Below are 18,296 nucleotides of genomic sequence, written 5' to 3'. Positions count from 1 at the left end.
CACTTCACCGGCCCAACGGATGCCCCCAGCTTCCCCGAAATCCACCCCCCGCCTTCTTCGCGTTCATAACTCCTGCAATTTGTCACCGTCGTCTTTGACTCCCCCGTCATTACGCGGGAGTGAACCACCGGGCGCGGAAATTGCAGGAGTTATGCCCCAGAACGGCGGGGGCGCCTTGCAGTATGAAGTGCCCGTGAGGGCGAACGACGTTAGGAAACACACGTGACCACCTCAGCCAACACGACCGGAATCAACATCGGCGTCGTCGGAGCCACCGGACAGGTCGGCGCCGTGGTGCGCCGGCTGCTCGAGGAGCGCGATTTTCCCGTCAAGAGCATTCGCTTCTTCGCCTCGGCCCGCTCGGCCGGCACCACCCTCACCTTCAAGGGAAAGCCGATCACGGTCGAAGACGCCTCGATCGCCGACCCCACCGGGCTCGACGTGGCCATCTTCTCGGCCGGCGCGACGCTCTCCAAGGCGCAGGCCCCGCGCTTCGCCGCGGCCGGCGTGCTGGTCGTCGACAACTCGAGTGGCTGGCGCATGGACCCCGATGTTCCGCTGGTCGTCAGCGAGGTCAACCCCGAAGCCATCGAACGGGCCGTCAAGGGCATCATCGCAAACCCGAACTGCACGACCATGGCCGCTATGCCCGTGCTCAAGGTGTTGCACGATGAGGCCGGCCTCAAGCGGCTCATCGTGAGTACCTATCAGGCGGTCTCCGGCAGCGGGCTGGCCGGCGCGTTCGAGCTGGCCAGCCAGGTGCGCGTCGCCGCGCAAGACGAGAACCTGCTGCAGCTTGTGCACGACGGAGCCTCGGTCACGCTGCCCGAGCCCACCATCTACGCCCGTCCGATTGCCTTCGACGTGATTCCGCTGGCCGGCTCCATCGTCGACGACGGCCAGTTCGAGACCGACGAGGAGAAGAAGCTGCGCAATGAGAGCCGCAAGATTCTCGACTTGCCCGAGCTGCTCGTGTCGGGGACCTGCGTGCGCGTCCCCGTGTTCACCGGCCACTCCCTCTCGATCAACGTCGAGTTCGCCAAGCCGATCAGCGTTGCCCGCGCCCAGGAATTGCTGAAAACCGCCCCCGGCGTCGAACTGACCGACATCCCGACACCGTTGCAGGCGGCTGGTCAGGACGCCAGCTTCGTCGGTCGCATACGCCAGGACGAAGGGGTAGCGGATGGCCGTGGCCTCGCCCTCTTCATCAGTAACGACAACCTCCGCAAGGGTGCAGCACTGAATGCCGTGCAGATCGCCGAGCTTATCGCCGCCGCACGAGTCGTCGCCTGAACTGAGCCCCGAGCCCTGAGGCCGACCGCTCTGTCGGACGGGGCCCGGGCCCCGTCCGTGGGCCCAGTCTATAAACTGGGCCCGTGGACGGGGCCCAGGCCCCGTCCAAAATTTCGCAGCCCCTGACCTCAGGCACGAGCACAGGCACAGGCACAGGCACACGCACGCCGCAGCCAGGAGCGCTCCACGCGCACAAACGCCAGCACCGAATCGCGTCCAACGCCCCGTTCCCCGACAAGTCGCGTAGGCTCTGATTGCGTGAGCCGAAGTGGGGTGTCGGGCGTGCTGCAGCGCGTCTCTTTCGGCGTGTTCTCGGTCGTGGCCCTGGTGTTCATCTCGGGCGCAATCGTCGCCATTTTGGCTGACCCCGGCACCAGAGTCGCCGCTGCGCTCGTCGGCGTTGTCTGCGTGGGCGCCCTCGAAATGGCCTGGATTCGCGTGGGCAGTGTGCCGCATCGCACCCCCGCTATCAGCATGCCGGTTCTCGCCATTCCCGCGCTGGTCCCGGTGTTGCCTGACCAGGCCATCATCGGCGTCGTGATGTTTGGAATTCTCGTCGTGCTGTTAGTGGAATCCCGTCGCATCGCAGTGTCCGTCCACAGCGCGGGCCTCGCCGGTGTCGGTTGCCTGGTCTATTTCCTCATCGATTGGCTCCTCGGCCGGGCCGGTGTGGCCGCGGTGCCGGCCGCCGCCGCGGCATCTGCTGGATATGTGGTGCTCGTATTGGCGCTCGAAGTCTTCCGGGTGCGCCTGATCAACGCGCCCACAGACCGGGGCGGCCATCTACTCGTCTCGCCGCTACGCCTCGGCGCACTGCTGGTCATCGTCGCCGCGTTGACCATGTTCTCGGTCCGCTGGGTCAGCGTCGGCCTTCCCGTCCCGGGAGAGGGCCGCACCAGCATCCACACCGCGGTCGGCACGTTGCTGGCAAGTTTCACGGTGGCCATGATCGTCATTGTCGTGCGCATCGTGTGGGATATGCGACGCAGACTGAACGGCCTCGTGCTCGGCAGCAGCATCCTCAGCGGCACACGCAGCGTGGACAGCCTCGCGGATGCCCTGTGTCAGGCGGCGGCCACCGCGGTCGGTGTGCAGTCGATCGCCCTGCAGCCCGACCCCGCCGAGGCTGGCGCCATCGGTGTGCCGGTGACCTTCACTCCCGGGGAACCACGGTTTTTGGTGGCCCGCCGCGACCCGATGGACGGCGCGTTCTCCGGCGTCGACCGGCACGCGCTGCAAGCCCTGGTGGCCACCGCCGAATTGGCCGGGCAGGCCCGGCAGAATGTGGCCGGACTCACGGCGAAAGCCAACACCGACCCGCTCACCGGCCTGCCCAACTACGGCGCCTTCCAGGAGGCCCTCGACACCATCAACAACACCCGCAGCGACGCGGAAGCCATCGCCGTGCTGTTCATGGATCTTGACGGTTTCAAACGCCTCAACGACACCTACGGGCACCAGGTGGGCGACGAGGTTCTACGAGTTCTTGGCCAACGACTGCGCCAAGCTGTGCGTGCCCACGATGTCGTCGCCCGGGTCGGCGGCGACGAATTCGTCATCATCCTCACTCGTCTGGCCAGCCTGGACGAAGCCACAGCCATCGCCCAAAGGATCCTCAGAGCATCCGCTGCGCCACTGGCGGTCGGCACCGACAGCATCAGGCCGAGCCTCAGCATCGGCCTGGCGTTCTCCGCTCTTATCGAAACGGATGTCGCCTCGCTCGTTCACGACGCCGACCACAGCATGCTCATGGTCAAGAAGAGCCGCCGCCGCGGCAGCATCGACGGCGAGGCGAGCATCAACGTGTCCGGCCATCGCTCCTCGCAGTTCAACGCCACGGTTGCCCGTGTCATCGACGAAAACCAGCTGCAGTTGGCCTATCAACCCATCGTCAGCCTCGTCACCGGCCGCATCTGGGCGTTTGAGGCGCTGCTGCGCTACGTCGACCCGGAGCTGGGTGCGATCTCACCGCCGTCGCTGGTGGAAAAGTCTAAGAGTCTGGGGCGGTTCGACAAGCTGACCCGCCAGGTTGCCGAGAAGGCGATGACCGCGGCCGCTGAATTTCGACTGGTCGAACCCGGCATCATCTGCATGACCATCAACATTGAGGCCGGGCAGCTGGCGCCGGATCGACTCGGAACGTTCTGGGAAGACCTGAACGGTCGCTACCCGGAGATCTCGCTGTGCCTTGAGCTCAACGAACGCTCGGCGGTGCGAGTCTCGGATCAGGTTCGAGAGCAGGCGAATCGGCTGCGCGATGTGGGCATTCTGATCGCACTCGATGACTACGGGTCCGAAGATTCTTCGGTCGATTCGCTCGTTCGGGTACCGATGGACATCCTCAAGATCGATCGCAGCCTGGTCGATGACCTCGCCGACGTGCGCCAGCGTGAAGTGCTCACCGCCCTGCAAAGTTTCGGCGACAAGCTCGAGTACTCGATGATCGTCGAGGGTGTCGAAAACGAACACATGGCCGTTCAACTGGCCCACCTTGGCATTCGGAGCGCGCAAGGGTTTCATTTTGGAGTGCCGCGGGGTTTTACCGAGACGCTCGACCGGCTCGACGAGTTCGGGGCTGAGGCCGTGTTGCCGGCTCGCACGGGGCCGGTCACGCAGCCCGCAGCCCACACCGCGCCCGTTTTGGTGACCGAGTCATGATCCAGCCGCGCCGCCGCCGCCCAGATCGGGCGCACCGCTATCGGGTCGAAAGATCCGTCTTTCTGACGCAGCTGCTGGTCGGAGCAGCGACGCTGCTTCTGGTGGCCGTGTCGGGGTTGCTCGACAGTAACCTCTTCAACAACCAGCTGTTCCTGGCCGGCATTCTCATTATCTTTCTGACCACCGCTGTTTCGGCCGGGGTGCCCTGGCGGCACCTCGACAAGAAATGGATCGTTGTTCTGCCAATCGTCGACCTCGTCGCGCTCGTGATCGCCCGAGAGGGTGAGCCACTGCTCGGCACGACGTTTCTCCTCGTGTTCCCCATCATCTGGCTGTCGACGCACTTCGGTGGCCGCGGCGCCGTGGGAGGCGTCGTGTTCACCTCGACGCTGCTCTGGGCTGCGGGTCTGATGCGAGCGGAGCCGGTGTCGGGCAATGAGATTCCACGGCTGGCCATCGTACCCATCGTGCTGGCCTTCGTCGCCGCGACGACCTACACCACGACAAAGCGTGCCGCAGCGCAGCGGACGCTGCTCACCCAGCAGTCCGTCCTGTTCGAGGGAGCGCTGCGCCGCTCTCGCCGTGAGGAACGCACCCTCGACGAGATCGTCAACAGCGTCGACTTCGGCGTTGTCGGGTTCGACCGGGAATCCAAGCCAAATTTCATCAACCGAGCCCAACGCGAAATGTTCTCCCGATTCGGCGTGAAAGAGAACCAGCTCTCGTCCATCGCGGTTTACCACGAAGACCAGGTCACCCCTTTCGCCGAGGCAGATCGGCCGTTCCAGCGGGCGATGCGCGGCGAAACGGTCGACCGCGTGACCTTCTGGGTGGGGGAACAGGGCAAGCAACAGGCCGCGGTGCTCATTTCTGCCCGGCCCATTCTCGACGAAAACGACAACTACGACGGCGGTGTCATGGTCGCGCGCGACATCACAGCCGAACTGCGCGCAATCAAGGCGCGAGACGACCTCGTCGCATCCGTTTCCCATGAATTGCGCACCCCGCTGACCTCGATCATGGGCTACCTCGAACTGGCCCTCGATGACAACACCCTCGATCCGTCGACCCGGCGCATGCTTGAAGTGGCGTCGAAGAACTCCGACCGCCTGCTCGCCCTGGTCGCCGATTTGCTCACGACCGCCGCCGCGACCAAACACGAGCTGGCAATCACCCTGGCCCCATGTGACCTGGCGGTGATCGTCACCGACGCCATCGAGTCATCGCGGCCGGTCGCCGCTGATCGCGACATCACGTTCGTGCTGGTGGCTTTGCCGACCGTGCGATTACAAGCGGATGCCTTCCGCCTGCGCCAGGTGATCGACAACCTGTTCTCCAACGCGATCAAATACAACATCACGGGTGGTCGCATTGAGGTGACCCTGAGCGATTCCGTCACCCAAGTGGAGCTCCGCGTGGTTGACACCGGGCGGGGGATGACCCACGGTGAGCAGCTGAACCTGTTCGATCGGTTCTACCGCGCCGATTCGGTGCGTGGATCGAGCATCCATGGCACCGGTCTCGGACTCAGCATCAGCCGCGATATCTGCCGCCGGCACGGGGGCGACCTGACGGTCGAATCCGCCCCCGGCAAGGGCACCACCGCGATCGCGACGTTACCGCACACATCATGAATGCCCAGCAAGGGATAGTCGAATGACCCTGGACACACCGACACTGCTCGTTCTGAATGGAGTGGTCATCGCGCTGTGCGGGGTGTCGTTCATTCTGAACACCGCGTTCAATCGCAACGATTCCGTCGGACGCATCTGGAGCCTGGCCTTCATCGCCGGCATGATGGTCACAATCGCGCACGGGGCGACCGAGAGCGGGCAGATGATCTGGTGGGCGATCGTCGTCGCCAACGTGACGCTGACCATCGCCGCCGGCTCGCTCTGGGCCGGGCTGCGTCGCTATAACCGTCGCAGCCGCGGCTTCTGGGTGATCGCGACGATCAGCGTGCTCGTGCTGGCCGCGACGCTCGTCCACGGTGAATCGGCCGATCGCTGGGCCGGTGCCGCCGAATCCTGGATGGCACTCGCGGTGCTGTCGGTGTTCGGAGCCCTCGAAGCGGTGCGTGGGCGATTGCGCCGCAACTTGAGCGGTCGTATCCTCGCCGTCGCCCTCTGGGTCGCTGCCATCGCCGCCACGGCCCGCGCCATCGTCTTCACCGTCGACGGTGTGACCGGCACGGTATTTCTGACGTACTTCAACACGGCCAACGTCGCGGCGTTGAGCCTGTTTCTGGTCGTGCTCATGACCGTTGCCGCTTCGGCCCTACGCGTCCAGCAGGCGTCCGGCAGAGCCGTGGGTGACCTGACCGACGGCATCCACTCGGCGGCAGGCGTACTCTCCGCTGCCGCGTTCGCGCAGGCGGCAACCGACCACCTGGACCGCGCGAAGAATGCCGGAGTCGGACTCGCCCTCATCGGGGCCGATATCGACAACCTGCCGGAAATCAATGTGGCCTTTGGTCGGGCGGCCGGCGATGAGGCCATCTCCCGGTTCGCCGCGAAACTCCGCGCGAGCGCACCGGTGCTCGCGGTCATCGGACACCGGGCCAGTGGGCGGTTCCTGGTGTTAGCGGATGCCGCGTCTGCGGCCGAGGCACACGCCCTCACGGAACGAATCCGAACGAGCCTGGTCGACGAACCGTTGAAGGGAGCCTCCCTCATCCGCCTGACCGCGAGTTTTGGTATTGCAGACACCTTCGACCACGGGCATGACCTGACCGCGCTGAGCGTCGCGGTCAGCACTGCCATCGATACCGTCAAGGGGCGCGGCGGTAACGACATCGCCGTACAACTCGCCGCGGCCGGCCACGACGGATCTTGATCAGATCTTGACGCGAAGCAGCCCCAAATTGCACCCAGATCGGGGGGGACCTGTCAGAGTTGAGAGAGTGACCTTGCCGAAAAATTATGCCACCGCGACCAGCGGCTGCCCGGCATGAGTCCGCTGGTCGACCCGGGCACATTGCAGCGGCTGAGAAGTGATCTCGGCGGGGACGTTGCGGTCGAGAACCGGTTTGTGAAGGATTTTCTCGCCCTGTGGCACAAGCGGGAGTTGCGTTTGCGCACCGCCCTGGCCTCAGCAGACCTCGAGGATGCCGAGATTGTGTTGCTGAGCATCCGCTCGAGCAGCACAATGCTGGGAGCCGTGCGCCTCGAAAATACTGCGGGTCACCTGCACCGCACCCTGAAGGCCCAGGACCTGCCCGGGTGTCGGCAGCAATTGCCCCTTCTTTCCGTGGTGGCCGCAGATACCTGCCTGGCGCTGTCGCGGTATATCGCGCGCTAGTTTGATTCAGCAGGCCGGGTTTGGCCCGGCGACTCGCACTATTCCTCGGCTGCCAGGCGATAGCCCACGCCACGTACGGTTTCCAGCCAGCGAGGTGTCGTGCTGCTGTCACCGAGTTTGCGCCGCAGGTTGCCCATGTGCACTTCGACCGCGCGCCGATCGGCTTCGTTCACCGGGTAGGCGCTCGCGTAGGCCTCGCCGCGCAACAGCAGGGCGAGATCGTTCTTGCTGCGCACCCGCCGCTGTGATTCGAGCAGGGCGGCGAGCAGCTCGAACTCCGTGCGGGTCAGTTCGAGTTGGCTGCCGGCCAGTTGCACGAGGCGTTCCGCTGGGTTCAGCCGCAGGTCGTTGTGTTCAAACCAGCCATCGCGTGGTGTGGCGCTGCGCATCGGGCTCGCGGCGTCGACGGCCGGCACGAAGGTAGGAGCGGATGCGACGGGGGTCTGTCGAAATACCGGGGTTACAGGGGTATCAATCGGCGCAGCGGTGGTCAAACTGGTGGTGACTGGCGCGGTGACCAGCGGCGCCACCACCGCAACGGTGGGGGCGGCTGCGGCTGCGGGCGTGACGGTATCCGCAGTGACGGTGTGGCGGGGGCGTCGCAGCATGGCTTCGATGCGCGCGCGCAGCTCTCGCGGACGAAATGGTTTGGTCAGGTAGTCGTCGGCGCCGGCCTCCAGTCCCTGGAGCGTATCGATTTCGTCGTCGCGGGCGGTGAGCATGACGAGGTACGTAGGACTGAACGCGCGAAGGCGCTTGGCCGTTTCGAAGCCGTCCATACCGGGCATGCTCACATCAAGGGTCGTGACGATCGGATCGTAGGCGCGCACCGCGGCGATACCGTCGAGGCCGTTGCTCGTGGCGATTGTCTCGAACCCGGCCTGGGTGAGCACGGCCTCCAGCAGGTTACGAATGTCGGAGTCGTCTTCGATGATGACGGCGACGCGCTGCTCGGGGTTTTCTGACACCATACGGTCCAGTATCCCGTTAAGTGGGCAGATCCTCGCCGAGGGCACTTCGATTTCATGCGTCGCGGTTCACCCACGGCCGAATCGTGCGCCGTGAAGTGCTGTCTTAGCGTAGGACACGGATGTGGCACAATGCCCATTTCGGGAATTGAATTCCGCCTAGCACTAGTTTATTCTGAGGTGAAAATATGCCTGTGGAAATGGGCTTGCCTCAGGGAGAATCGTGGCGGTACCGGTTCGTTCCGCCCGATCTGCGGCACACTTGCTGTTCTTGCGCGTGGCCGTGCTGGTCACCGTCGCGCTCGGCGCGAATTACATCATCTGGCGCTGGTTTTTCTCCCTCAATTGGGATGCTTGGTGGATCGCCGTGGCCCTCGTGCTCGCCGAAACGTACAGCCTGATCGACGTGGCCTTGTTCGGTCTCACCATGTGGCGGGCTCGCGACCGGGAGCTTCCCGCCGCACCGGTTCCAGATCTCACCGTCGACGTATTCATCACGACCTATAACGAACCCGTCGAGTTGGTCAAGCGCACCGCGCAGGCGGCCCGGCGCATCCGCTACCCACATGCCACCTGGATTCTCGACGACGGTAACCGCCCGGAGATGCGCGAGGCGGCCCAGCTGCTCGAGGTCGGCTACATCACCCGCGGCCCCGACTGGCAGAATCGGCCCCTGCATGCCAAGGCCGGCAACCTCAACAATGCCCTCATGAGCACCGAGGGTGAGTTTCTGCTCATTCTCGACGCCGATCAGGTGCCGCTGCCGCACATTCTCGACCACACGCTCGGCTACTTCAATGACCCGAAAGTGGCCCTCGTACAAACGCCGCAGGTGTTTGACAACGTCAGCGCTGGCGACCCGCTTGGCAGCCAGGCGCCCCTGTTCTACGGGCCGATCCAGCAGGGCAAAGACGGCTGGAACGCCGCGTTCTTCTGCGGGTCCAATGCCCTCGTGCGTCGCGAAGCGCTGATGCAGCTCGGCATCACCCGCTACGTGCTCGAGATGGAGCGGGTCGTCACCCGTGCCCTCGCCGGCGCCGCACGGGTGCTCGACCGGGCCGGCCGAGCCGACGATGCACAAGACCCGATCGTGCAGACCGCCCTGCACGAGGTGGGCGCAGCGATCGGCGACACACGCATCGCAATTGCAGCTGGCGAAACCATCGGGAACGCCACCTATACGCTGCAGCAGCGCATCGCTTCGGTGTCACGCGACCTCGTGGCCGTCGACCTGCGACTGCTTACCCTCGACCTCGCCGCCATTGCTGAGTTGCAGGTCGAAACGGATGCCGACAGCTTTATTCCCGCCCACAGCCTCGAGCTGCTCGCGGCCCGCGACCTATCCCCGCTCGGCGCGTTGGAATCTGTGCAGGTGCTGCTGCGGTCGATCGACGTGGACCGCGCCGACGAGGCCCAGCCGCTCATGCCGCTGGCCACGATCAGCGTCACCGAAGACATGGCCACGAGCATGCGCTTGCACGGCCTGGGTTTCTCGAGCGTCTACCACCACGAAACTCTTGCCCTCGGGCTTGCTCCTGAAGACCTCGGAACCATGATCACCCAGCGGCTGCGCTGGGCGCAGGGCACGATGCAGGTGATGCTGCGGGAGAATCCGCTGCTGCAGCGCGGTCTCAGCGTGCCGCAGCGCCTGATGTACTTCTCGACCATGTGGAGTTACCTGAGCGGGTACGCCGCGCTGGTCTACTTCGCCGCCCCCGCGGTATTTCTATGCTTCGGCATTCTGCCCGTCAATACGACGGCCCTCGAATTTTTTCTGCGCTTTTTGCCGTTCATGGTCGCCAACCAGCTGTTGTTCATCATCTCCAGTCACGGTATTTCAACCTGGCGCGGCCAGCAGTACAGCCTCGCCCTGTTTCCGGTGTGGATCAAGGCCACCACGACCGCTGCGGCCAATGTGGTCTTCCACCGGCCGCTCGGTTTCGCGGTCACTCCAAAAACACGGCAGGAGGGTACCGCTGCTTGGCACTTGATCCTTCCGCAGATCGCCGTCGCCATCGTGTTGGTCGTCTCGGTCATCATCGGCGTGACCCGGCTGGGACTCGGCCTGGGAGAGCCGATTGGCACCCTCGTGAACCTGGCCTGGGTAATATTTGACTTGCTTATTCTCAGCGTGCTGGTACCCGCCGCACGCTTTCGAGGTTCCACCACGAAGGAGAGCACCCCATAATGCAATTCACGGTCACCGACCAGGGCGACGGCATCGCCGTTGTACACATCGCTGGACGATTGAACATGGTCACCGCGCCGCGCCTGCGCGAGGTGGTGGCAGCATCCGTCGCCGCCGGCCAGAACCGCGTCGCGGTCGATCTGAGCGACGTGGATTTCATCGATTCCTCGGGGCTCGGCGCACTCATCGGCGGCCTAAAGACTGCCCGGCAGGCCGGCGGTGACCTGCGCATTGCAGCGCCCAACGAACAGGTTCGCTTGGTGCTGCAGCTGACCAATATGGAACGCGTGCTGACCGCCTATCCCGCCGCCAGTGACGCATTCCATGGCTAATATCAGCACGCATACCCTCACGCTGGTTTCGCCGCCCGACGACGTGAACGCGGTGCACGCTTTGCTTGAGACGGTCTGGGCGGATGCCACGCACGTTTCCGCGACGGATCGCTGCAGTTTCGAGACGGCCCTGATCGAACTCGCCTCGAACGTTTTTCGCCACGCGGACACTGGTTCGGGCGTGACCTGCGGCTTACGCCTCGAGGTGAGTGACGTTTCTCTCGATGCCCGGTTGAGCGACACCGGCGCGACGTCGAAGGAACTGTTCGCGGTGAAGATTCCGGGCAGTGCGGGCGTGGATGCCCGCGAGATGCCCGACGGGCTCAGCGAATCGGGGCGGGGGATCGCGTTGATCCAGGCTCTGGTTGACGAGCTGGAATACAGTCGTGACGGAGATCTGAACCACTGGCATATCGTGCGAGCGTTGCGGTCATGACCCCCGCGCTCAGCAGCGTGCCGCCCATACTGCCGTACAGCGAGCTCGCCCGGCAACGGGCGCTCGACGACCTGCAGATTCTCGACACCCCACCGGAGGAGCGATTCGACCGGATTACCCGCCTGGTCAAGGAACTCTTCCACGTGGAGATCGCGATCATCTCGCTCATCGACCACGACCGGCAGTGGAACAAGTCCAGCGCCGGCATCGATCCCGATCAACCCACCGAGTATCCGCGGTCCATCGCCTTCTGTGATTCGACCATCGACGCGTGCGGCATCCTCATTGTTCCGGACGCCCGGATCGACCCGCGCTTTCGCGACAATATTTACGTGACGGGGGCACCGGGAATCCGCTTCTATGCCGGTCACGCGCTCGAAGCCCACGGCGGCGAACGCATCGGTGCCCTGTGCGTGTTCGACACTCAGCCGCGGGAGTTCACAGCTCTCGAGCAGAATTTGCTGCGCGATCTCGCTTTCTGGGTGCAGAAAGAACTCAACGCCTCGCAGGAACTTGACCAGGCGGCCGCCGTGCAACGCGGCCTGTTGCCCAAGAAGCTTGTGAGCCTGCCGGGCTTCGAGGTTGCGGGGGCGTGTTCGCCGGCCCGGGCTGTCGGCGGCGACTTCTACGACTGGTATCCGGTGGGGGAGGGCGCGGCGTTCACCCTCGCCGACGTGATGGGCAAGGGTGTGGGCGCTGCGATCATTGCGGCCACCGTTCGGGCAGTACTGCGGGCCGGATCCCGCCTTGCCGCCGTCGCCGACGTAGCCGGGGCTGCTGCGGCGACTCTCGAACCCGACCTCGACGAGGCCGGCAGTTTTGTCACGCTGTTCCATGCCCGGCTCGACATGGACACTGGCGTCATTCGCTATGTCGACGCCGGCCACGGTCTCTCTCTCGTCGTGCACGCCAATGGTACGACCGAGCGCCTCACATCACTGCGCCTGCCAGTCGGCGCCGGGGACGATTCACCCTGGGAGGAGCAGCAGGTTGTGCTCGCTCCCGGCAGTACCCTGATCTCGGTCAGCGACGGCGTACTCGACCTGTTCGACGGCACGCTCGCCTCGCTCGCTGCGGTCGACCGGCTGGTGCGCCAGGCGTCGACCGCGCAGGCCGTCGTCGATTCCCTGATGTCACTGGCCGGGGTGTCCGCCCCTGATGACGTCACGGTGATCGTCGTCCGGCGTGAGATGGAGGGGTGACCATGCGAGCGCCCGCACGGTCGGGCGCATCCGCTCGCAGCGATACACTCAAAGGTGTGAATTCTCAGGGAACCGTCGACGTAGTCCTCATTGGTGGCGGCATCATGAGCGCCACCCTCGGCACACTCCTGAAAGAGTTGCAGCCCGACTGGCGCATCGAGGTGTACGAGCGCCTCGGTGAACTTGCCCAGGAGAGCTCGAACCCGTGGAACAACGCCGGCACCGGCCACGCTGGCCTGTGCGAGCTCAACTACATGCCGCAGGCACCCGACGGGTCCGTCACCGCCGACAAGGCCGTCGTCATCAACGAGCAGTTTCAGATCAGCCGCCAGCTGTGGGCTCACCTCGTTTCAATCGGCGCCCTGCCGGAGCCGAACAAGTTCATCAACTCCACACCGCACATGACCTTTGTGCACGGCAAAGCAAACGTGGAGTACCTGCGCAAGCGCCACGCCGTGCTGGCAACCCAGCCGTTGTTTTCCGGTATTGAGTTCAGCGACGACGCCGCAAAGATCGGTACCTGGACGCCCCTGCTCACCCGCAAGCGCCCGGCTGGCCAGAAGATTGCCGCAACGCGCATCGTGAGCGGCACCGACGTGGACTTCGGCGCCCTGACCCGGTTCATGTTTGACAACCTCGAACAGCAGGGGGTCACGATGCACATGAACGAGCAGGTCGTCGGCCTCAAGCACAAAGCGGATGGCACGTGGAACCTCAAGCTGCTGCGCCAGGTCGGCCAGACACGCACCAGCATCAACGCCCGTTTCGTCTTCGTCGGTGCGGGCGGTGGCGCCCTGGCGTTGCTGCAGCAGAGCGGAATCCCAGAAATCAAGGGATTCGGCGGGTTCCCCATCAGTGGCCAGTTTCTGCGCACCACCAATCCGAAGCTCGTCGCCCAGCACCAAGCCAAGGTCTACGGCAAGGCAGCCAAGGGTGCGCCGCCCATGTCGGTGCCGCACCTCGACACCCGCGTGGTCGACGGCGAAATGTCGCTGCTGTTCGGCCCGTACGCCGGGTTCAGCCCCAAGTTTCTCAAGTCGAGCACCTGGTTCGACCTGCCGTTCTCTATTCGCGTGCACAACCTCGGCCCCATGCTCGCCGTCGCGCGTCACAACTTCGACTTGATGAAGTATCTAATCGGCGAGGTATTCGCCTCGCGAAACGCCAAGCTTAAGGCCCTGCGAGAGTTCATTCCCACCGCCGTCTCTGACGACTGGGAGCTCATCACGGCCGGTCAGCGCGTGCAGGTCATGAAGAAAGACGCCAAGCTCGGCGGAGTGCTGCAGTTCGGCACCGAGGTCATTAGCTCGTCCGACGGGTCGATTGCCGGGCTGCTCGGCGCGTCGCCGGGGGCCTCGACGGCCGCGCCGATCATGGTGGACCTGCTGGCCCGCTGCTTCCCTGACCGCATCGAGGGCTGGAAGCCGCGTATCCGCCAGATGATTCCGAGCTACGGCACCAATCTCTCCGACGACCCTGTCGCTGCCGCGGCGTCGCTGGCCGCCACCGCTGAGGTCCTACAGCTCAGCAACTAACGCACGGCAGCCGCTGGCTTCGTAGGCTTCTGCCTGGCTTTTTGCCTGCCTGGCTTTGCCTGCTCGGCGGCCGGCGAGGTGCATAACTCCTGCAATTTTCGTGCCGCTACGTGGGCTCCTGCGTGATCATGCGGGAGCTTCGGCGCGCCCGGAACGAATTGCAGGAGTCATGCGCTCCGAGAGAAGTCGGCCGGAGGGCTTTGCAGGAGTTATGCGCGGCCGACGCCTTGGAGTGCCGTGGGAGTTTCGTAGGAGTGCCCTGTCAACCCCTTGATTAGGGCGGTCAGCCGATGTCTACTTAAGGCCCAAAGCGGCCCGGAGGCGGCAAGTGAACCCGAACAATGGCGTTTCGGATGCGGAGAATCTGCGCGTATCGCAGCTCGGCATCCTCCAGCTCACACCGACCGAGTGGTTGGTACGAGATCCGCAAATTCTTGACGGCGACCCGGCCGCCCTGCTCGGGGTCATCCAGCAGAGCGGGGACGCTTTCGAGGTGACGAAGCTCGGAGTACTCACGACGAGGTGGTTCTACTCCTCGTTCGACCGGGCCCAAGCCAGCTTTCTGGTGCGGGGTGCCCCGGCGCAGCGGCCGGCTTCGCGGCCAGTCCAGCCGGTCGGTTCCCGCCTTACGGAGTAGCCGACACGGCGCGCCGGAGACGACGCCGGAGACGACGCGCCGGCGGTCGTAGCAGCACAGAGACCGTGCGACCGCCGACGCCCCGGGCCGGGGTGGCAGCCGGGTGCCGTTACCCCCGGTGGTCTATATTTCGTGACTCCCGTCATCCGTTTTCGGGGTGGTCTTGGCCTCCTCTTTCCTGACGGATGCCTCCGTTCGATCCAGCAGATCGCTCACCTTGGTCTGCGCCACGGATGCCGCGTCGCGCGCAATCGTCTCGGCCTGCGAGATAACCTTCTGCGTGGCGGGGTCGCCCCAGAGCTGATGGGCCTTTGCGCTGAGGCGGTCGTAGGCCTGGCGGCCGGCCTTGGATCCGAGCACAAAGCCCGTCGCGGTGCCGGCGAGGAACAGAAATTTGCCTTTCATGGGGACTCCTTCAGGTTGCGGGGTTTAAGCCGTGGGTTCGGCGCGGGTGGGATCTTCGTCGTCCACGTCGTGGCCGATCAGATCAGGGTTTGAGGGGTTGTCGACCGGGTCGACGTCGTCGAGGTTCGCCTCGTTGTCGCGGTTGTCCTGGTCATCTTCGCTGTCGCTGTCCGGCTCGGTGTTGTTGCTCGGCTCGACCCGCGCTGCGGCGGCGGCTTCTCCGGCAGTCGACCCATCGGTACTCGGAGCCGGGCCGTCCGGGCCGGTGCTCGCGCTCGCGACCGGAGCGGTCGGTTTGGGGTGTTCCCTGGCAGAACCCTCTGGTTTCCGGGCAGCCCCGGCGTGTTCTGCGTCGGGGCCGTCGGGGCCGTCCGGTCCCACGAGCTGATCGGGATTGGTCGGTGAGCTCGGCGGCTCCGGAACATTGAGCGGCGGCTCTTCAATGGGATCAGAATCGTGGGTCACGGGCATACCTTTCTCGATTACACATGCGCCGCGGCGGGCGACATTCAAGTTATACCCCGAACGGGGGACGTCCACTTAAAATCCCTAGCGCAGCCGGTGCGGCAATGTTCCGGGTTGCTTTCATTTGCTCACTCCGAGTCGCCGAGCAGAAGCGCGCGCAGGGCTGTTTCGGCCGACACCCGGCTCGTCGGGTCGATGGTTTCACCCGCGCGAAACAGATCGACGACGCGCGGATCGACGTAACTCGTGCGGGCGATCGCCGGCGTGTTGCCAAGCGCATCGGCGGCCTGCCGCATCGCTTCGGCAATGGCGCGGTCATCGGAGCGCCGGCTGCGCGTCGCCGCGCGTGGTGGCCGCCCAGCGGTTGTCAGAGGCGCCGCAAACGACGCTGTCACCCCAAGGGGCCCCGCCGCACCGGTCGAGCCCCTGGCAGCGGGGCCCGCCGCACCGGTCGAGCCCCTGGCAGCTGGCCCCGCCGGTCGCGCGCTGGCCGCCAGATTCTCCGCCAAGCTCTGAGCCAGGCTCTGCGCGGCAGCAATCGTGCCTCGCAGGGTTCGAAAGTCCTTCGCGGTGAACTCGCCGCCGGTGCGTTCCTTGATGAAATCGTTGATGTCGGAGGCCGAGACGACGTCCTCGACGTCATCCAGCACCCAAGACAGCAGGGGTGCGGCCGGCCGTTCGCGCAGCCGGGCACGCAGGTAGGTCGCGAGGTCGGCATCCGCTATTAAGCCCTCGAACTGTTGCCCACTCTTGGCCGGAAAATTGAGCCTGACCTCGTCGCCGCGCACCGTGACGTGTGAGCAGAGCAGGGTCGAGAGCCCGTGGCTGCCGTAGGTGTCGGCGTAGCGCTCGCTGCCGATGCGCAGTGAGGCGAGGTCGAGCATGCGAAATGCCGCGGCGAGCGCCCGAGTACGCGGCGGGCCGTCGCCGCGCAGCTCACGGGTGACCTGGCCGCGCACGCGCGGCAGGGACGAGGCCAGCTGCAGCGCGCGCTCGAATTTGAGGCGGTCCTTCTGCTCGCGCCAGACCGGGTGGTAGACATACTGGCGGCGATCGGCGGCATCGACGCCGATCGCCTGGATATGACCGTTCGGGTGAGGTGAGATCCACACGTCGTTCCACGCTGGAGGGATAGCGAGGGCCGCGAACCGCTGCCGCAGCTCCGGGTCGGTGACGTGGTGCCCCGCCGGGTCGCGATAGCTGAACCCCGTGCCAGCCCGCCGCCGCGTATACCCCGGCCGCGTTGGGTCGCTGCGTCGTAACCGGGTCATGCAGCGAGCGTCTCTGTGCGCATGCCGGAACACTAGTGCGAATCGCCCACAAGCGGATGCCGCCACCTGCCCCGATCCTGCCCGCGCCTCGTGGCACGCGCCAGGCGGCACGTGTTCGGCCTCGTGGCAGGTGGCCAGTCTCGTGGCACTCGTTGCAACGCGCGGCACACTTAGGAACGAGTGCCCGCTTCCCGAACGAGTGCCGCAAGGAGGCGGCGCGCGCGGTGCGGCCGCCAGCATCCGCTCTCTTCGGATAATTTGCGCAGTACTTGCAATTGACTCGTACTTGTGTTCGACTGGATGTATGCGGTGGAGCTCACAGGAATTACAGACCGAACAGGTCGGCGCGCTGCCTGGACTCGCCCGCCTGAACAACCTCGTGCGCAGTGTGCAGACGCCCGAGTTCGCGGGAATCACGTTCCATGAGATCCTCTGCAAGTCGGCGCTCAACCATGTTCCCGGCCAGAGCGCCATGCCGTTTGGCTACACGATCAACCCGTACCGTGGCTGTTCGCACGCGTGCACATACTGCTTTGCGCGCACCACTCACCAATACCTCGACCTCGACGCCGGCAAAGATTTCGACAGCGAAATCATCGTGAAGGTCAACGTGGCCGAGGTCTTGCGAAAGGAACTCGCCAAGCCGACGTGGGGCCGGCATCCAGTAGCCCTTGGTACCAACACCGACCCGTACCAACGCGCGGAGGGGCGCTACCGACTCATGCCCGGCATTATTGCGGCCCTCGCCGATAGTAAGACGCCCATCTCCATTCTCACCAAAGGCACGCTGCTGCGCCGCGACCTCGACCTGCTCGTGGAGGCGAGCGAGCACGTTCCGGTGGACCTGGCCATGTCGATTGCAATCTACGATGACGAGTTGCAGCAGTCGGTCGAGCCGGGAACCCCCACCACCAAGGCGCGCCTCGCCACGGTCACCGCGGTGCGCGAACGCGGACTCGATTGCGGCGTCTTTCTCATGCCGATTTTGCCCTTTCTCACCGACACCCGCGCCCACCTCGACGAGGCCCTGCGGCGGGCCAAAGCCGCCGGCGCCACGAGCGTGCTCTACTCGGGACTCAACCTCAAACCCGCCGTCAAGGAGTGGTACCTGCTGTGGCTGGCGCGCGAGCATCCGGAGCTCGTCGGCCGCTATCGGGAGCTCTATGCCGGCGGCCAATACGCGCCCAAGGAGTACCGCACCTGGCTCGCCGCCCGCATCAAACCGCTCATTCGTGCGCACGGGCTCGAGCGTGGAGTCGTCGACCCAGCCACCGGTGGCCTGCGGTCGAGTGCCCTTCCGACCTCCCCCGAGCGGATGCCAGTGTCCGCCTCTCGCACACCCTCCCCATCTCCGGCCTCGTCGAGTGGACGGGGCCTGGGCCCCGTCCGTGGGCCCAGCTTAGAAACTGGGCCCGGGGCCATAAGGTGGGCCCGGGGTGCGGAGGTGCCCCGATCGCTGATCGCGGCGGAGCTTCCGCCCGATCTGGCGCCGACTCTGTTCTGACACCGTTCCGGACGGGGCCAGGGCCCCGTCCGTGGGCCCAGCTTAGAAACTGGGCCCGGGGCCATAACGTGGGCCCGGCGAGCGGATGTCTCCAAGAACACA

The 18,296-nt window shown here is 65.2% G+C and carries 16 protein-coding genes; 12 read left to right on the top strand and 4 right to left on the bottom strand.

Annotated elements, in window-relative coordinates:
- The first annotated feature begins 222 nt into the window (after nucleotides 1-222).
- The 5 genes from E3T39_RS05595 to E3T39_RS05575 all read left to right on the top strand — a co-directional run bounded on the left by E3T39_RS05595 (nucleotide 223) and on the right by E3T39_RS05575 (nucleotide 7,251).
- Nucleotides 223-1,293 (top strand): aspartate-semialdehyde dehydrogenase, encoded by a 1,071-nt coding sequence (locus E3T39_RS05595; protein WP_134513732.1) that lies wholly within the window; start codon nucleotides 223-225, stop codon nucleotides 1,291-1,293.
- Nucleotides 1,294-1,551: 258 nt separating this feature from the next.
- Nucleotides 1,552-3,951: a putative bifunctional diguanylate cyclase/phosphodiesterase gene (locus E3T39_RS05590; RefSeq protein ID WP_134513731.1), complete on the top strand. Its 2,400-nt coding sequence runs from the start codon at nucleotides 1,552-1,554 to the stop codon at nucleotides 3,949-3,951.
- Complete coding sequence (locus tag E3T39_RS05585; RefSeq protein ID WP_134513730.1) at nucleotides 3,948-5,585, top strand: sensor histidine kinase; 1,638 nt, start codon at nucleotides 3,948-3,950, stop codon at nucleotides 5,583-5,585. Before E3T39_RS05590 ends, E3T39_RS05585 begins: the two co-directional genes overlap by 4 nt.
- A 22-nt stretch (nucleotides 5,586-5,607) precedes the next feature.
- On the top strand, nucleotides 5,608-6,786 hold the full coding sequence (locus E3T39_RS05580) for a diguanylate cyclase (RefSeq protein WP_134513729.1): 1,179 nt from the start codon (nucleotides 5,608-5,610) through the stop codon (nucleotides 6,784-6,786).
- 114 nt (nucleotides 6,787-6,900) lie between these two features.
- Entirely contained in the window at nucleotides 6,901-7,251 is a 351-nt protein-coding gene (locus E3T39_RS05575) for a hypothetical protein (protein ID WP_134513728.1), read from the top strand.
- 38 nt (nucleotides 7,252-7,289) lie between these two features.
- On the opposite strand, the gene E3T39_RS05570 is transcribed toward E3T39_RS05575, so the two are convergent.
- A complete protein-coding gene (locus E3T39_RS05570; RefSeq protein ID WP_134513727.1) occupies nucleotides 7,290-8,222 on the bottom strand; it encodes a response regulator transcription factor in 933 nt (310 codons plus the stop codon).
- Nucleotides 8,223-8,442: 220 nt separating this feature from the next.
- On the opposite strand from E3T39_RS05570, the gene E3T39_RS05565 reads away from it, so the two are divergent.
- From E3T39_RS05565 to E3T39_RS16100, 6 genes are all read left to right on the top strand, one after another.
- On the top strand, nucleotides 8,443-10,407 hold the full coding sequence (locus E3T39_RS05565) for a glycosyltransferase (RefSeq protein ID WP_241979532.1): 1,965 nt from the start codon (nucleotides 8,443-8,445) through the stop codon (nucleotides 10,405-10,407).
- Nucleotides 10,407-10,739 carry an STAS domain-containing protein gene (locus E3T39_RS05560; protein ID WP_134513726.1) on the top strand — a complete coding sequence of 111 codons (333 nt, stop codon included), beginning with the start codon at nucleotides 10,407-10,409 and terminating at the stop codon, nucleotides 10,737-10,739. The genes E3T39_RS05565 and E3T39_RS05560 overlap by 1 nt, the downstream gene beginning before the upstream one ends.
- Nucleotides 10,732-11,175, top strand: coding sequence for an ATP-binding protein (locus E3T39_RS05555; RefSeq protein WP_134513725.1), 444 nt, complete (start codon nucleotides 10,732-10,734; stop codon nucleotides 11,173-11,175). Before E3T39_RS05560 ends, E3T39_RS05555 begins: the two co-directional genes overlap by 8 nt.
- Complete coding sequence (locus tag E3T39_RS05550; protein ID WP_241979531.1) at nucleotides 11,172-12,377, top strand: PP2C family protein-serine/threonine phosphatase; 1,206 nt, start codon at nucleotides 11,172-11,174, stop codon at nucleotides 12,375-12,377. Before E3T39_RS05555 ends, E3T39_RS05550 begins: the two co-directional genes overlap by 4 nt.
- Nucleotides 12,378-12,379: 2 nt before the next feature.
- Entirely contained in the window at nucleotides 12,380-13,912 is a 1,533-nt protein-coding gene (locus tag E3T39_RS05545) for a malate:quinone oxidoreductase (RefSeq protein ID WP_134513724.1), read from the top strand.
- Between the two features lie 328 nt (nucleotides 13,913-14,240).
- Entirely contained in the window at nucleotides 14,241-14,549 is a 309-nt protein-coding gene (locus E3T39_RS16100; protein WP_166784048.1) for a hypothetical protein, read from the top strand.
- 123 nt (nucleotides 14,550-14,672) lie between these two features.
- Here the strand turns inward: E3T39_RS16100 and E3T39_RS05535 are convergent, their stop codons facing one another.
- From E3T39_RS05535 to E3T39_RS05525, 3 genes are all read right to left on the bottom strand, one after another.
- Nucleotides 14,673-14,954 carry a hypothetical protein gene (locus E3T39_RS05535; protein WP_134513722.1) on the bottom strand — a complete coding sequence of 94 codons (282 nt, stop codon included), beginning with the start codon at nucleotides 14,952-14,954 and terminating at the stop codon, nucleotides 14,673-14,675.
- Between the two features lie 24 nt (nucleotides 14,955-14,978).
- On the bottom strand, nucleotides 14,979-15,419 hold the full coding sequence (locus E3T39_RS05530) for a hypothetical protein (protein WP_134513721.1): 441 nt from the start codon (nucleotides 15,417-15,419) through the stop codon (nucleotides 14,979-14,981).
- A 128-nt stretch (nucleotides 15,420-15,547) separates the two neighbouring features.
- Nucleotides 15,548-16,690, bottom strand: coding sequence for a DNA topoisomerase IB (locus E3T39_RS05525; protein WP_134513720.1), 1,143 nt, complete (start codon nucleotides 16,688-16,690; stop codon nucleotides 15,548-15,550).
- A 304-nt stretch (nucleotides 16,691-16,994) separates the two neighbouring features.
- On the opposite strand from E3T39_RS05525, the gene E3T39_RS05520 reads away from it, so the two are divergent.
- Nucleotides 16,995-18,194: an Rv2578c family radical SAM protein gene (locus E3T39_RS05520; RefSeq protein WP_134513719.1), complete on the top strand. Its 1,200-nt coding sequence runs from the start codon at nucleotides 16,995-16,997 to the stop codon at nucleotides 18,192-18,194.
- Nucleotides 18,195-18,296: the final 102 nt, after the last annotated feature.

Origin of the sequence: Cryobacterium suzukii (assembly GCF_004403185.1) — a bacterium.
Lineage (GTDB): Bacteria > Actinomycetota > Actinomycetes > Actinomycetales > Microbacteriaceae > Cryobacterium > Cryobacterium suzukii.
This window is presented reverse-complemented; position numbering and strand designations above follow the sequence as displayed.